Below are 16,791 nucleotides of genomic sequence, written 5' to 3' on the forward strand. Positions count from 1 at the left end.
ATATGCACACGTGTCTACGCGTGCTAAACTTATTTTTCTTCAATTTGTTCTTGAGCAGTAGAATTAGTAGCTCCTATTTCTTCCAAAATATCATCAAATTCATTTTCACTTAAACTAGCTAAAAAATCATTTCAAGCACGTTCGCCATTTTGAATTTTCTTAGCTATTTTTTTAGTTCAATCTTGAGATAGTTTATTTACCGCACCTCTAATTGTTTTTTCAAAGAATTTAGATTCAGTAAGTATTTCAGAACTAGGATTATCTATTTCTTTTTCTAATTCATCATTGCTCTTAAATAAAGCGTTAATAATCATATTAAGCTTTAAGTTAATAATCGACAATTCAATATCCATACTTCTAAATCTTCGATTTATTTGTAATTGATATGGACTTAAAGCTGACCAACTTACTTTTCTTAAAGCTTGAAATAAATCATGTTTCCATTCACGCATTATTTCTTTTTTCTCATTTGCTAATAAATAGCTCCGAATAATATTATTTATTTCTTTATAAACTGTTTTGCCATTCTTTTCAATTTCTTTTTTTCAGCGGTAAAACATTCCTACATCTTCAGCTTCAGTAAAACGACCGGAAAATTGAGCATCATAAGCACTTTGTGTTTTATCTCTCAATTTTTCTTTTTTAGTCATTTCTTTTTCTTTAGCTTCTTCTGTGTTTAAAGAATTCATAATATTATCTATTTGGTTATCTCCACTTAAATTAATACCATCAATGAAATCATTAACTTCCTTTTCTTTTTCGAGTTCTTGCAATCTTTCTTTTGATGGTAATAATGTTTCGATAGTTTTATCACTAATTTTATTTTTCTTTTTCATAATTTCCTTTCATGCGCACGTTCGAACGTGCGCCTATTAATATATGCACACGTGCCTACGCGTGCTAGTCTGATGCATAAGTAAAAAACATCTCTTGTTCAATTTGGTTATAATGAATATTTACTCTAATACGTTTATTTGAACTAATATTAAATAAACATCTTCCTTTTCGAAAATGTCTTAATAATTAGTAATAATAACTTCTTCTACGCATCCTCTTCCATCACCTTTTGAACTGATGAGTCTTCTTACTTCAATTACATGAATATTGAAATCTTTATAAAGCTCATTTATAAATGGAGTATTGAGATTAGATAGCATTAGTTTTACACCTTTTTTGTCTAGTTTTTTAAATACTTCAGCTAATCTTATTTGTTCCTCTTTTCCGAAACCGTCTTTTGAATAATCAACAAATCCTTTTTTATCAGGAAGAACATCGTAAGGAGGATTGAAGTAAATGAAGCCATCTTTTTTAGCACCTTTTGTAGCTTTTTCAAAATCCATCATTGTAATTTTGACTTTATTATTTGCAAAATAATTTTGTATATTACACAAATTCGTTGTATCAAATATCTTAATTTTTTGTTTTTTGCCTAAAGGAACATTAAAATATCCTTGACTATTAACACGATATAAACCATTAAAACAAGTTTTATTTAAATAAATCATTCTTGCTGCTCTTACATAATCAGGTAATTTATTATAGTTAGGATCTCTATCCATGTTTCTTATTTCATAATAATATTTTTTGGAGTGATTTAATTCATGTGTTTGTAATAATTCAATTAATTTTGTAAAACTTTTATCATTTTGAAAACAATTCAAAGTTATAATTAATTCTTCATTAATATCATTGATATGAGCTTTTTTAGGTGTTCAATTAAATAATAGAGCTCCGCCACCGAAAAAAGGTTCATAATATTCTTTAATAGTTGTAGGATTAGGCAGATAGTGTTTTAATTTATTAATAATTTGACTTTTACCACCTGCTCATTTTAAAAAAGGATGAATAATATATTTTCTTTCAATATCCATACTTCTAAATCTTCGATTTATTTGTAATTGATATGGACTTAAAGCTGACCAACTTACTTTTCTTAAAGCTTGAAATAAATCATGTTTCCATTCACGCATTATTTCTTTTTTCTCATTTGCTAATAAATAGCTCCGAATAATATTATTTATTTCTTTATAAACTGTTTTGCCATTCTTTTCAATTTCTTTTTTTCAGCGGTAAAACATTCCTACATCTTCAGCTTCAGTAAAACGACCGGAAAATTGAGCATCATAAGCACTTTGTGTTTTATCTCTCAATTTTTCTTTTTTAGTCATTTCTTTTTCTTTAGCTTCTTCTGTGTTTAAAGAATTCATAATATTATCTATTTGGTTATCTCCACTTAAATTAATACCATCAATGAAATCATTAACTTCCTTTTCTTTTTCGAGTTCTTGCAATCTTTCTTTTGATGGTAATAATGTTTCGATAGTTTTATCACTAATTTTATTTTTCTTTTTCATAATTTCCTTTCATGCGCACGTTCGAACGTGTGCCTATTAATATATGCACACGTGCCTACGCGTGCTAGTCTGATGCATAAGTAAAAAACATCTCTTGTTCAATTTGGTTATAATAAATATTTACTCTAATACGTTTATTTGAACTAATATTAAACAAACATCTTCCTTTTTTATGATTAGTCAAATATCTAATTTCACTATTTAATAATTGATTAGAATTTTTAAATAAAGTTTGAACTTTTTCTATATCAGTATCTTTAAGCCCAAAAAATACTGAATATTGAGGGTTTTGAATAATTCTAGAAGCATCTTCGACTGTAGAACTAGTAATGGTAAAATCACCTGGATTTTGAGTAGTAAAAATCATACCTGCATTAAATTTCCGAACTGTTTTAGTCATTTGAACCATATATTTTAAAATCGAAGGATTATCAGGATCAACGTATAAATGTGCTTCATCTACTATAACAGCACAAAATTTAATAGTATCTTCAATTTGTTTAGCATTCATTAAGTGAATATTATTTTTAGCAATATATTCTCGTTTTAATATTTCATTATTCATTCAATTATTAAAAACAATTTCGCTAACAAAATTTAATAAACACATTGTTCCTAATTTTGCACCTGTATTATCAGCACCATTAATAAGATTTTGTGTATTAAACACTACAAAATCATTATCAAGCTTAATATTAGAATGTCCATTAAATAAATCTTGATATCTTCCATCATTTTCAAATGAAAAAGTTAAGTTCTCTACTAATTCATCTAAAATAGCCTTTTTAGCCATAGGGTTATTTAAATGATTAGTTTTGTATTTAGACATATATTTTATCAACTCACTCATTGTAGGCCATTTAGAAGCCTTTAAATGCTCAATATCATTAAGTTCATATATTTTATTTTCTTTATAGAAATCTTTAATTACATTTTGAAGCAAAATTCAACGATGAGATTCTAAATTTAAAAGTGTTTTAAAAAAACTTTCTAATCAAGATAAATGATTATTAATTAAAGAAACTACATCATTTTTAATTGAATCTTTTAAAGTATTTCTAACTTGTAAAGGATTAATAATAGTATTTTTACCTGCTCCTAAATCGATAATTTGTCCATTTAATTTTGTAGCTATATCAGTATATTCACCTTGTGGGTCAATAACTACAACTTTATTATTAGCAGCTAAAATAGAAGTTAATAATTTTTTAGTAAAAGTAGTTTTGCCCATACCACTAGTTCCGTTAACAAACATATTAAAATTAGTTCGATTTGAATGATACATATCAAATAATCTAAAACTAATAGGTGTTCTAGTGTTCTCTGTAAAACCTAATAATAAATTATTGTTATCATTATGGGTTTCACTTTCAAAAGGTCAACCTAAAGCTAAGTTAATCGAAGTAATTTGATAATATTCTTGGTCTAATCTTTCAAATGGATAATTACATACTTCATATCAAGCTAATAATTGACGATATCTCAGATTATTAAGTGTAATATTCTTTTTGCTTGCTATATTTTTAGCAATTCGATATTTATTATTTAAATTGGCTATATCTTGATCTTTAATCACAAAAAAGAAATTACTATCAAAAAGTTTGTAATCGTCTCTATTTACTTGCAAAGCCATTTCAGTTGTAGCTTGTTCGTCAATAGACCCGACCATATTAGAAACAGGACTTCCTACTGCATTAGTAGTGTCAATAGAAGCGAGAATTGATTTATCTAATTTTTTATTAGCAAAATCATCAGATAGAGGGAAATTATTTCATACACAAGTTCCTTGAATAGAAAACAATATTTTTATTCATTTATCATTTAATTCAAATGGTAAAGTATTTAAACAGCTAACTTTTACTAGTTCATTATTTATCATTAAATGATCATTTTTAATAATGACTTTATCATAAATAAATAATTCATCCAAAGAATTTTCATTATTATATTTAGCTTCTAATTCATTACAATAACTTTCAATTTGTAAATTATCAATATTAAACATATTTAGTTTAGATAAAAAGTTTAGTAATTTAACTTTTTCTAATCTTTCCAAACCAATCCCATTATCATTAAATTTATCAATAATAATTTCTAATGCTTCACTTAATCCAGATAAAGAATCACCATTAACAATTAAATAGTAATTATTTTGTAAAGCTTCTGTGTTTAATTTAGAAAAATCATTTTTGTTTAATTTGTAATAGTCATTCCAAAATGAATCATTATGTAATTTATTTTCTTTTGTTTGAATATATTTTATATTTTCATCATAATTAACTTTTTCTTCAAGCTTAACAAACGAAATTTTATAAGGAACATTATTTAAACTTTTAGCAAAAGCATCAATGAAAGAATCACGAGTAAATTCATCTTCGTTTCAAATATTAATTCCATTAAGTTTAAAAACAGATAAATAATTTTCTCTATCATTTTTAGGATTATAAAAACTAATTTTAGCGTTTTTATTTTTAATAGTATATTCATTAACTAAACAAGAATAAGGATTTAAATCAATGCTTTCACGCATATTTTTATCCTTATTTTTAGAATAATGTTTTGGTGTCGTTCAAAATACAAACATTCTTCATATGAGAATATAAACTTTACAGTTATTTTTACGATTAGGCAAAATAAGTATTAAACCTAAAATAAAAGTAGGAACTCAAAAGGCAAAAAAGATTAATCTAACATTTACTAATTTACTTAAACCAAAACTAATAAAAAACGAAGATATAAGAATAACGGTAAATTCAATAACATCTCTAGTTTTAAATTTCTTTCAAACTTTACTACTTCGATTTTTTATTCTACTCGGCTGTAATTGTGTCATATTATCTCCTTATTTATTTAAGGGCGGAAGTAATTAAACTTGCTCCACCAGTAGCCTTAGCTTTTGCTGCCTTAGCTCACATTTTTGCTATACTCATACCAGCCTTAGCGCTTTGACCACCACTTACTTCGCTACCTATAAATGCAATTGCTATTTCTGATAATTTTTTGAATGCAAAACAAGAACCTAATACTAAAATAACTATAGAAATTAAAGTAAATATAGCTTGATAACCACTAGCAACAATAGAAAATGAACCTAAAATATTATTTATTTGTGAATTTATAAACGTGTTAGATAAACCAATAAAAGCACCTAACATCATAAGCCCCAATCCATAAACTGAACAAGCTAATAAATTACCAAAATATTTTTCTTTTCATATTCTCATTTTCTTTCCACCATCATTAATTCCAAAAGCCGGAATAAATGGAAAAGAAATAAATAATAATCAGTTAATAAAAACTCTTGAAACAATATCAAACATAACAAAAATTAAAGGTATAGAAATTAATATTCCTACAAGAGCAATAGAAATACCAGTAGAAAAAGCATACCCCACAATATTAGCGTGTATATCTCATCAAAGAGGAAATGTATACACCCAATAAAGATTAGGGAATATCCCACCAATAAAAGGATCTGTATAATGTTTAGGATTAAATCCTTTTGATGGAATCATATTTCTAATAATATTATTTGCTATATTATCAAAACCTAAAGAAGAATTAGTAGCTCCATTAAAAATAGCTTTAGTTATTTCAATGAATAAAATATTAATAAATAAAATAATCACTTGAAATAATATAAGTGTTAAAATGCCTCCTACCGTAGCCTTTAAAGCACTAACATATATTTCTTTAGCTTTGGCTCCATTTGTTTCTTTAGCATATCTAAAAATGAAAAAGAAAAAATTAATAAGTCAAAGAATAAAACTAATAATTAAAAATTGATATCAAGGTCTAGCTGTAGCAAATTGACTATAGCTTTGGCCTGGAACTAAATTAAACATTAAGTAATTATTAAGATTTAAACTAAACAATTTAAATAAAATGAATATTAAACTAAATAAAGTAAAACCAATCAATCCAATTGTTGCTAATGGTGCAAATATTGCTAATCTAATTGGAGCAGAAACAGCATTAATAATTGGATTTATTATTGCTTGTATTAATTTCATCTTATACCATTAAATTTAGTTTAGGTAATTTAAGCATTAAAGCATTTTGCATTACTTGATTGTTTAAAGAATTTTGTGCTGTTCCAGAACCACTAGGTTTTTTAACATTAGATTTAATAAGTTCAATTAATGGTCACATAACAATAATGATAATAAGTGCAGATAAAGCACCTCATACCTTTAAATTATTTTGTTTTCTTTCATTAGGATTCTTTGTAGCGGCATTTTGGCTTCTGGCTCAAAGTATCATCCCAATTAAAACGATAATAGCTACAGGAATTAAGGCAATAAAAATACCTCTCATTACTGTTTCGCTAAAATCTCCTAAAAAACTAAAACTTTTATCATTGATTTTCATATTTTCCTTTCATGCGCACGTTCGAGCATGTGCCTATTAATATATGCACACGTGCTTACGCGTGCTAACACAATAAAGTTTTAAAGTAATAAAAACTAATAGAAATAAACAATTCGTTAAAATTGTTAGTTTTTTCTATTAGTTAGTTAGTTTTGTTTTTGTTTGCCCGCGTGATATTAATATACGCACACGTGCACTATGTTAAAATTCATTGGTTTTAACATTTATTTTAAATTGATAATTTCAGTGTTTTAAAACATTATCTAAAAATTTTTGTTTTCAAAAATCTTTATTTGTAATGTTTAAATAAGTTTTACGTTTTTCTAATAAGTTTATATCAGGAAATTTATCTTTAAAAATAACATTTAAATATTTAAAGATGTAATCATAAATATAAGAATCTTTACGGTTAGTATCAATTAAATTCTTTTCAAAATTGTCAAATTCATCAGGCATCACTCAATCATTAGCAATCATCGTAGGAACTAATTTTTCATATAAAAATTCATAAGCAAATCTATAAGTATATTCAAAATCAATTTTATTATCATCAAATGCTTTCATAGCAAATAAATCAGCTAAGGTATTTTTTTTATCACTAGGATCTTCAAATTCGCCAAGCAATAAATGATGTCAATCTAAATATTTGATTAATGTTTTTACTAAATTAATTGAAGCATTTTCTAATTTAGATTTATCTTCGATTTCACTTCATTTATTTTTATTTTCTGGATTTAATCTATTAAAAGCCTTAAATCATTTAATTAAATTTTTATAAACTTCAAAATTTAATCTTTCTGATAAATAAAATCTACTCATTTGATGAAAAGAAAAAGCCACAGGATTATAGTTATTATAAGATTGGTTATTATCAGTTTCATCTAATCCCTTTTTATGGGTATACATATTAAATTGTTCATTAGGAAATTTATTATTTATAAACTCATTAGAACCAAAAGAATAAGGAGCTATAAATCAATTTCTAGCATCATTTGCTTCATTTCACCCATTTTCCATAGCGTAAGTATATTGCTTTAATAAATTAAAAACAAAAGGAATCTTTACCATCTTTTTTAATTTTTTCTAATAAAGAATTTAAATAATTATTTCTAATATAAGAAGAAGGCATTTCAGTAGAAGCAGAATAAATAAGCTTAGTTTTTAATCAGTTCTTATCATTTTGAATTTCTGGAATTACTTTGTAATTAAAATAATCTTCACTACGATAAAGGCTATTAAATGCCATAGATGGATTTAAATAATCATCCATTTCATTTAAAAACCGCATTAATGCTTCATATTTTGTCTCATCATCTCTAGCTTCAAAATGCCCACCTTCACTAATTCCGTGCTTTGTAGCATCACTATTAGCAAAAGTTCTAATAATATTTCAAATGCCTACGGCAGCTTTCAAAATCATTAGTATATTCTTTATCAGTTAAATAAACTCCTAAAGCCTGAAATTTAGCAAGTAAATTATCCGCTTCTTTTAATGCCATTCACATTCTAGGACGATAATTTTTTCATCCCTGATTGTTATAAACTTCATTAGTTAATTTAACAGGTTTATAAGTTAATTCTTTAAAATAATAATTATTATTTTTCTTTAAATAATTTTCATTAGTAGATTTATATAAGACATAGCCATCTTTTTTAAGAGGTTTATTATCTTCATCAGGATTATTTCCATTAGGTTTATTAGGATTAGGAAATTTAGGATTTTCTACTTTATTATTTGGGTTAAAAGTCTTATTTCACCAATCACAACTCATAGTAGTTAATGGTAAAATCGAAATAGTTAAAGCAGAACCAAAACCTAATCAAATTTTATTTTTTTTCATATTTTTTCCTTATTTAAAATTTAATACACTAAAATTATAATACTAACTAATAGATTTAATGAATTTTCGCCTTTTTCTAACTCAAATATAAGGATAAATAAGGCTACTTAGTAATATTGCACATATAATATATAAAGCAATATTAAATTGTTTAATGCTTCATATCTTTTTTCTACTGATATTTTTGCTCCAAAAACATACATTCCGCAAAATAATCAAATAATAATTAAGAAAATAAAATATCAGATAAAACTTTTCCAAGTTAATCAAAAAGGTAAAAGCATTTTGATTTGCTTAGTAATTCTTATCACCTCCTTTATCACCTTCGTTTCTAACAATTTTGATAATTTGAATACGTTCAATTTGAACTTCTTTATATTGTTTCTTATCAATGACTTCTTTTGCTATTTCCATAGCTTTATCATATTGATAAGCTGAACCACAAGGGAAACTTTTTGCATTCTTACCAGTAGTATTACTTCCTCTCAAACGATAAAATCATTTAGCCATAAATACCTCTTATCTTTTTAATGAATTAGCATTGGTTTCTTCTTTTGATTCTTCATTATCACTATTGAAAAAACCAAAAAAAGTTATTTGATATTCATTATTATTTGCATCAATACTTTCTTTATTATTTAAATCAATGATTTCATCTAATTTTAAAGAAGCTAAATTTTCAATGTATTCTTCTTCAATATCCTTAATATCTTTATTATGCATATGTAAATATGGATCAATATATACATAATCTCCATATTCATTATTTAAAGCACTAGATGAATTAAATGAATAAATATATTGGCTATTTATTCCATTTTCTTTAAAATCTTGATCAATGATTTCTAGCATATCTTCTTTTAAAGCGTAATTATTTTCTGACATAAAATCACTCATACCATATTTTAAGTTTTGATCACTTTGATTTCATACATCTTCATTTCCAAGTGTTTTTAACAATACGTTATATTGTTTTAAATTTTCAATATTAGTATCACCGCCAAGTAAATTTCAACATATTTTTTGATTTATATCATCATGCACATTTGGCATATTGTTATTAATCTTAATAACTTCATTTTTATAATGATTTTGTAATTCATTATCATTAATTACCTTTAATCAGTAATTAAATTGATTTAAAACATCTTGGTCATTTTCTAATAAATCGGCATATTGAGTTAAATAAGAAATATCATCATATTTAAAATTAATCATTATTTATCTCCTTTATTTCTTAAAGCATCTTTTAATTCTTGAATACTTATTTTTTGATTATCTTCAAATTTAATAGGATCAAGTTTTTTTAAAGTGTCTAAATAAGGTTTTAAATAAATGCTTTTAATCCCATTTTGTTTTAAATCTTGATCTAATTTTTGTTTTGATTCTTCACTTAATAAAGTTTCATCAAATTTATTGTTTTTAATTTCTTGCATAATTTTTCCTTTCTGATAAAACTATGTCTTAGTCTTATCATTTTTATTAATTTGTAATTTTTGATCTGGATGTAATAAATCAATTAAAGTATCTGCATCTAAGTCATGATAATTAGGAATTTGTTTTTCTTTAGCTTCAGCTCAAAGAATATTAATCAAATCATTTTCTAAATCATCATTAACATATTGATCTCACATTTCAGAAAATATTCGATCTAATTTACCTTTAAGTATATTTTTCTTATGAGGAATTAAGGTTCGCATATGATCATTTTTAGTATTCTGATATTCATATCAAAGTTTTAACTTACCAAAAACTATTTTCATACGTTTAATTTTTTGTGCTTCAGTTAAACCATTATTTTCATTATTATTGGTATCAATTTGTTTATTTTGATTATTTTGTTTTTCTTCAGCTGCATTAATTCGAATTATTTTTTCTAAGCTACGAATATCAAATAATTCAAAATCTGCATTTCTAATTAATTTACTTTCATTTTTTGTATATACATAGTTATCATTAGAAAAATATTTATAAGCTAATAAAGTTTTAATTAAAATTGGCTTATATCCATTTTTAATAATTATTAAATCATCTGGTTTTTTAGATTTTAATTCTGCTACTTCCATTACAGGTTTAGATTTTTCACTCTCAGTAGAACTAGAATTATTATTTGTATTTGAAGAAGTATAACTTTTAGCAACAACTTCTTTAGTTCCTAAAGCTTTTGAAATATCATTAAGTGTTTGTTCATCATTAGAAGCTAAAAAATATACTACTTGACAACTATTTTTAATAACTTGTGCTGTTCCCTCTCCATAAATGTTATATTTTTTAATTTGATTGTAATCTTGAACAACTAACATAAAAAATATATTTCTAGAACGACAAATAGTTAATTTATTATCAAAATTTACAACTACTGGTAAATTTCCAAATTCATCAAGTAAAAAGAATGCTTTTCTATCTAATTTGAGTGTATCCGTTTTATTAGCAGTTTCAATCAAAGCTTGATAAATTTGTTCTACTAACATGCTGACTAAAAAATGAGAAGTAGGTTTATGATCTGGATAATGTATAAATATAGCAAAAGGTTTCGTATCAGAAGCAATATTGACTAAATCAAAACTATCAGTATCTCTTAAAATCATTTTTAAATTTTCATCATTATTAAAAACGTTTAAAACACTTTGTGCTTCGGCTAATATGCCACCAAAAGTTTCTTTAGGAGTTTTAGATAAATCTTCAATATTGTTATAAATTTTCTTTCAATAATAATCATTATCAACAAGAGCACGTTTTTTAGCATAAAGAATTCAACTAGAAATTTTCTTATCATTTTCTCAATGAGAAGTATTTAATAAAGAAGCAATAGTTTCAAAATTAAAGTTATCCTTATGAATTAAATTTTTATCATCAAGTGCTAAAAATAAAAGAAAGTTAGCGATAACAATTAAAGATTTTTTGCCTTGGCTAATTCACATATTACCATTCGTAGCCTTACCTCAATTAAGACTTTCAATAACATTATTAATTACTTCTAAAGCTTTATTGATTCTATCTTCCATAGTTAAATCTTTAAATTTATTATCATTTTTAACTAAATCTCAGGCATAAGATAATGGATTTCACTTTAAAGATAATTTTGGTTCACTAAAATCAATTGTATAAATTTTGTAATTATTTTCTTCTAAAAGTTTACCTGTAAACTTAATAATTTCTTTTTTAGGATCACTAATAATCAAATGAGGTTTTTTATAATAATCAAGCTGAGCCATAAATTCTATATTAGGCAAAATTACTCTATGTGTTTTACCAGAGCCAGGCGGACCATTAACTATTGCATTATCATCTTTATCATTTATATATCAATATTTTTGACTTTTACTAAAAGTAAATAATCAATTAGCTTCAGTTTTATTAGTAATCATTTTTCTAAATAATTTATTGTATTTACTTTTAGAACCTTCATTTAATCGATAATTTCATAGTCAATTTTGGCTAGCTTTGGCACCCAATAAATAGTTTGATATTTTTTTACCTAATGATTTAATTTGAGGCCAAAAAATAAAACCAAAAGTAAAAATCACAATTCCTATACCAGTGTAAATAAAAATATTAGTTTTTGTTTTCATTACATTAACTGTAGATTTTCAAAACAATTGATAATTTGTTGGACTTTTGTTTTTGCCTATCAAAATATTAATAATAAAAGCAAAAACAAAGAACAAAAATACACTAGCTATAATAGAAAGCAATGTTTTTCCAACTATTTTACCTTTTGAAATTCTTTCATCATCCATAATTACCTCTAATGTAATCTACTACGATATACATCTTCTATCATTTCTAGTTCTTTCATATCTTTAGCTAAGAATTCTCTTTCTGCTAAATTTCTTAATGCAAGTTCAGAACGGTTTAAACCAAATATATTCATAAACAATCTAAAAAAATTTCCAAAACCTTTAATATTGCTAAAGGCTTTTTTATTAGTTTCTTCGTAAGCTTTTAATAATGATTTAATAATTTTGTTTCCAACTTGTTTTTGAAAATCGTCCATTTCTTTTTCAATAATTTTATTAATTCGTTCTTTAAGAAATTTATCTTCTATATCCAATTTGTTTAAATTTTCAATTTGCTTTTGATATGAATTAAACAGCTTAGAGTAATCATTATCAGAATTTAGTAAAAATTTCTTAATAATTTCAATGTTTTCTTTGTTTTCATCAGATAAACGCATATATGAAATATTCTTTTTATTATTTATTTCATCAAGAATATTTTTAGATGCTTTAATAAATTCGCCATATAAATTTTTGTTATTATCAGTTTTAATATTATTTTGAAAATGTTTACTTATAATTTCTGTAATTTGTTTTCTAGTATCTCAAATTTCTTTAGTAAGTTCATTTATCTTTTGATAATCTTCATCATATTTAATTGACAAACCAACTTTATATCCAAATACATTTATAGAATTTAAGTCTAATTTTGCTCTTTTATGCTTAGGTTCTTTTTCATATCAAAACATATGTACATGAGGATAATTAGTATTTCCATGTATTGAATAATAAACATTAACATTATCTATATCAAAGTTATTAGCTTTTAAAAATCGCTTAAAGTTTTTCTTGTAATACTTCATGTCATTTATCTTTACATAAAATATTATTATCAAGTCCCAAATCACCAGGATTAACAATTAATTCTCAAAAATTACCTTTCAAATTTTTTAAATCATTTTTAACTTTTCCAAGTTCTACATCATTGGGTTCAGTGTCTAATAAGTTATAAAGACCAGATTGTTCGCTATTTTGATTAATTTTTAAATGTGAACGATATCAAGCAATTTTTTCTTTTTTGTTCATCATTAAATTCATAGCATCATAGTTATTTTCATCATTATTAAAAACAACGCATTTATCTTTTCTAGTAATATATTCAACTACCATTCCAGAATTAACTCAGTTTTTAAAATTATGTTCATTTCCTAATCCTGTTTTATATGAAGTATTAGGAGTTATGAAATTAAACTTTGTTTCTACTTTAAACACTACTTTCCCCATCATATGCAATGATTCACGGTAATAAATATTTATTACCGTTAATAATTTAAATTAATAATTTTGTCCTTAATAAAATTACTTAATTACAAATTTGTTATTTTTTTTCATCAACTTAAAACTAAAATAGACACATAGTGCCAAAATCATTATCAAAACATAAAATTCAATTAGTTTTTAAAACAGTAATTTTTTTTGGAACTTAATCCATATGGCGATTTAGACGGGAATTGAACCCGCGATCTCTTCCGTGACAGGGAAGCGTATTAACCACTCTACTACTAAATCATTTATTACCGTTTTAAAAAAGTTTTAAATCTAATTAAATTTGCATTAACAAATAACGTAAAGTTTTAAATTCATAACCAATAAATTTATGAATAAGTTTTTCTTTCTTACTTTTAACCGTTATAAATTTAGTTTTTCGTTTATGAATAATTCCAAACATTTCTCTATAACGAACTAAAAAATAATTACAAATCATTTTATTCAATAAATAAATTTTTGTATCCGAAATGTTTAAATTTTTATAGTAAGCATTTCGCAAAATTACCCTTCGTCTTGTAGGGACTGAATGCAATTTTCTATCTCACTTATAAACCTTACTTTTGAAGCTATTAATCACATACATAATAGCTGCATCTAAACCATAAAGCAAAAAGATTTTTCAAGTATCTTTTTTCTTCAAAATTCAAAAACTTTCTTTAGGTTTTTTAAGGACTATTTTTCTTAATTTTAACAATCTAAATTCTTTATAAATTTTCGAATCTAAAATTCCTAAATTAAGTAGTTTTTTAATAGCATTTTTAATACTTGTTTTTTTAAAACCAAAAGCTATCAAATCAGAAGTTTTAATTCCTTTTTTGCCTAATATTTTTAGCACTATAAATATTTCAAGTAATACCTTATTTGTTTTTAGCTTTTGATAATAACTTTCACCAATAACTATTTTTGATTTTAGTATCACCTCAATCAATTTTTCATCTAACTTGTCATAGATTTTTTTATCATAATTTTCCTTTCATTTCTGTTCTCTTCAAAATTTATCCAGTTCACTATAATCATTGTTTTTTCTAGCATCTTGTTCTAAAAAATGAAGTTCACTAAATTTACCCATAAAATGTCTCCTAACAAATTAAAAGTTTTTTTAAACGAAGGAAGAACATTTCTGGTATAATATATTTAGTGTTCTTCTAGGGGGTTCTTCCCTCGTTTTTTTATTCTTTTAACTAACTAATTTTTTTAACTAACAAAACGATAAAAAAGCAAGACCTTACGATCTTGCTTTTCCTTTTTTCTTAAAGGTTCAACCCTACATTTTTAAACACTTCCATTTTAATTCATTTAAAATTCTTAAATATGTTTGATAATCTTGAATTGCTTGATTATTGTTGTCGTTAATAATATATTCTTCACTTTCAATTTTTCCGTCAATAATCTTGCATGTTTTGATTGTTTCTTTTATTACATCTTGTAATTTTTTGATTGTGATTTTTTCATCTACAACACCGAGTTCTTTCAAACCTTTGTTTAAATAATAAATAACAAAATTTAATAAAACAAGAGATAAGAAGCAAAGTACGAAATGACCTTCAATATGCTTTTCACTTCATACATAAATAGGTCTTACAGCTAAAGCACTTTTTAAAGCTCTAAAGTTTGATTCTATTTGTCATTGTTTTGAATATAAATTCACAATTTCTTCAGGTGATAAATCAAATCTAGAGGTTTCATAAGCATAATATCCGTCAAACTTTTCATCTTCGATAATTTTGTCATAGTTAAGTTTGTAATAACCTTTACCACCAACTTTTTCGAAGAATTTAAACTTCTTTTGACCGAACATTACTTGAACATGAACTAGTCCGTCTTTATCTTGTCTTTTAATAAAATTATCGATTAAAATTTGTCTATCATTTTTATCTTTTAATGCTCTTTTTTTACTATATGTTACTACCAATCTTCTCTTGTGTCCGTTTGCTCTTCTATTCTTTCAAAACGAATAAAAAGTAGTTTCTTTATATTCAAAATTATTGTCTCCAAAATAGCCGGATTCATCTATTGCAAAGGTCTTTCGGTCATTTGAAGCCGCTTTTAATCTATAAGATAAAATGTAATCAATATCGTTATCTTCTAAGAATCTTATGTTTCTATTTGTACTCATTCCTCTATCAGCAATGAGTGTTACTTTGTTTAATTCATATTGTGATTTTATATTCAAAATAAAATTAATAAATGTTGATGCATCAGCAGTGTTCCCTTTGAATAATTTATAGTGAATTGGAATGCCGTTTTCATCTGTTGCTAAACCTAAAACAATTTGATCTTCTTTGAATTTTCCATCTTTAGAATAACCTGGATATCTCAATCCTTCTCTTACAAAACTTTCAAAATATACCGTTGAAGAGTCGTATCAAATAATATCTATTTTTCTATTTTTATCTTTGATCAATGTATCGTTAACACTCTTTAAAATGTTATTTTTATTTTCAGCTAAATAGTCTAAAGTATTATAAAATGTCGTCTTTTCAACTTCTAAATTTATATTGAATTTGTCTTTATTTTTAAAGGATGAAAGCATGCTACCCGGATTTACAATTCTATTTGAAATCATATATTTTAATAAATCATTTAAATACTTGGATTTTGATACTTTAGCATCTTTAAAAGGATTTAATTTTTCTAAGAAACTGTATAACAAATCATATCCATAATTGAACTGTTTTGTTTCAATTTTAACCTTGCTTATATCTAACTCTAATTGTCTAATTATCATATTTCTATCTCAATCAGTATTGTAGTTTTGAGATAGTTTTTTATTTTTTTCTACTGGATCAGAACAATATTTTTCTCATTTTTCAACTGTACCGATACCGATAGATTTCTTATAACCTTTGCCAAATCCTCCTGAAAGTGCTAAAGATAAGTAAGTAGAGTTCTTATTTTTTCTTGAAATTAATAGTCATTTGTCTTTTTTCATATCTTTATTATACCACAAATTACAATGTAATTATGTAAAAAAATAACTTTTTTTATTTATATATAAATAACACTGAAAAAAGTAATAAAAAAGAGCTCCAACTTGGAAACTCAGGGTGAATACATTAAAGAATACGGTACAGATATTCCTGAAGTTAAGAACTGAAAATGAGAAAATGTTAACAAAAAATAATCATAAAATAATGAAAGCGGCTTAGTGCTGCTTTTTTATATATTTTGCTGTTT

General features: G+C 24.7%; 16 protein-coding genes and 1 tRNA gene. All 17 read right to left on the reverse strand.

Annotated features, from left to right (window positions below; translation table 4 throughout):
• Positions 1-29: 29 nt before the first annotated feature.
• Entirely contained in the window at positions 30-836 is an 807-nt protein-coding gene (locus tag ACJA22_RS00450; RefSeq protein WP_406617033.1) for an Mbov_0398 family ICE element protein, read from the reverse strand.
• Between the two features lie 180 nt (positions 837-1,016).
• The gene (locus ACJA22_RS00455; protein WP_406617181.1) at positions 1,017-2,354 is read right to left on the reverse strand and encodes a DNA adenine methylase; all 1,338 of its coding nucleotides are present in this window, start codon (positions 2,352-2,354) and stop codon (positions 1,017-1,019) included.
• Positions 2,355-2,418: 64 nt separating this feature from the next.
• On the reverse strand, positions 2,419-5,187 hold the full coding sequence (locus tag ACJA22_RS00460; protein ID WP_406617182.1) for an Mbov_0397 family ICE element conjugal transfer ATPase: 2,769 nt from the start codon (positions 5,185-5,187) through the stop codon (positions 2,419-2,421).
• A 13-nt stretch (positions 5,188-5,200) separates the two neighbouring features.
• Positions 5,201-6,367, reverse strand: coding sequence for an Mbov_0396 family ICE element transmembrane protein (locus ACJA22_RS00465; protein ID WP_406617183.1), 1,167 nt, complete (start codon positions 6,365-6,367; stop codon positions 5,201-5,203).
• 1 nt (position 6,368) lies between these two features.
• Positions 6,369-6,725 (reverse strand): Mbov_0395 family pilin-like conjugal transfer protein, encoded by a 357-nt coding sequence (locus tag ACJA22_RS00470; protein ID WP_406617184.1) that lies wholly within the window; start codon positions 6,723-6,725, stop codon positions 6,369-6,371.
• Between the two features lie 201 nt (positions 6,726-6,926).
• Positions 6,927-7,793: a CDS14 family ICE transfer lipoprotein gene (locus ACJA22_RS00475; RefSeq protein WP_406617185.1), complete on the reverse strand. Its 867-nt coding sequence runs from the start codon at positions 7,791-7,793 to the stop codon at positions 6,927-6,929.
• Entirely contained in the window at positions 7,768-8,145 is a 378-nt protein-coding gene (locus ACJA22_RS00480) for a hypothetical protein (RefSeq protein ID WP_406617186.1), read from the reverse strand. Before ACJA22_RS00480 ends, ACJA22_RS00475 begins: the two co-directional genes overlap by 26 nt.
• Positions 8,105-8,566 (reverse strand): hypothetical protein, encoded by a 462-nt coding sequence (locus tag ACJA22_RS00485; RefSeq protein ID WP_406617059.1) that lies wholly within the window; start codon positions 8,564-8,566, stop codon positions 8,105-8,107. The genes ACJA22_RS00480 and ACJA22_RS00485 overlap by 41 nt, the downstream gene beginning before the upstream one ends.
• A gap of 294 nt (positions 8,567-8,860) precedes the next feature.
• On the reverse strand, positions 8,861-9,076 hold the full coding sequence (locus tag ACJA22_RS00490) for a hypothetical protein (RefSeq protein ID WP_254735168.1): 216 nt from the start codon (positions 9,074-9,076) through the stop codon (positions 8,861-8,863).
• A gap of 9 nt (positions 9,077-9,085) precedes the next feature.
• Positions 9,086-9,784: an Mbov_0392 family ICE element protein gene (locus ACJA22_RS00495; RefSeq protein WP_406617026.1), complete on the reverse strand. Its 699-nt coding sequence runs from the start codon at positions 9,782-9,784 to the stop codon at positions 9,086-9,088.
• The gene (locus ACJA22_RS00500) at positions 9,784-10,002 is read right to left on the reverse strand and encodes a nuclease PIN (protein WP_406617025.1); all 219 of its coding nucleotides are present in this window, start codon (positions 10,000-10,002) and stop codon (positions 9,784-9,786) included. The genes ACJA22_RS00495 and ACJA22_RS00500 overlap by 1 nt, the downstream gene beginning before the upstream one ends.
• Before the next feature lie 21 nt (positions 10,003-10,023).
• A complete protein-coding gene (locus ACJA22_RS00505) occupies positions 10,024-12,306 on the reverse strand; it encodes a type IV secretory system conjugative DNA transfer family protein (RefSeq protein WP_406617024.1) in 2,283 nt (760 codons plus the stop codon).
• An 8-nt stretch (positions 12,307-12,314) separates the two neighbouring features.
• Positions 12,315-13,148, reverse strand: a complete 834-nt coding sequence (locus ACJA22_RS00510) for a hypothetical protein (RefSeq protein WP_406617187.1) — start codon at positions 13,146-13,148, stop codon at positions 12,315-12,317.
• Positions 13,123-13,572 (reverse strand): hypothetical protein, encoded by a 450-nt coding sequence (locus ACJA22_RS00515; RefSeq protein WP_406617188.1) that lies wholly within the window; start codon positions 13,570-13,572, stop codon positions 13,123-13,125. The genes ACJA22_RS00510 and ACJA22_RS00515 overlap by 26 nt, the downstream gene beginning before the upstream one ends.
• Before the next feature lie 206 nt (positions 13,573-13,778).
• Positions 13,779-13,854 (reverse strand) — tRNA-Asp (locus ACJA22_RS00520).
• Between the two features lie 34 nt (positions 13,855-13,888).
• Positions 13,889-14,683: an MAGa4850 family ICE element protein gene (locus tag ACJA22_RS00525; protein ID WP_406617189.1), complete on the reverse strand. Its 795-nt coding sequence runs from the start codon at positions 14,681-14,683 to the stop codon at positions 13,889-13,891.
• 195 nt (positions 14,684-14,878) lie between these two features.
• Positions 14,879-16,546, reverse strand: a complete 1,668-nt coding sequence (locus ACJA22_RS00530) for an IS1634 family transposase (protein ID WP_406617191.1) — start codon at positions 16,544-16,546, stop codon at positions 14,879-14,881.
• Positions 16,547-16,791 lie beyond the last annotated feature (245 nt).

It is taken from the genome of Mycoplasmopsis adleri (assembly GCF_045276205.1).
GTDB classification, from domain to species: domain Bacteria; phylum Bacillota_I; class Bacilli_A; order Mycoplasmatales; family Metamycoplasmataceae; genus Mycoplasmopsis; species Mycoplasmopsis adleri.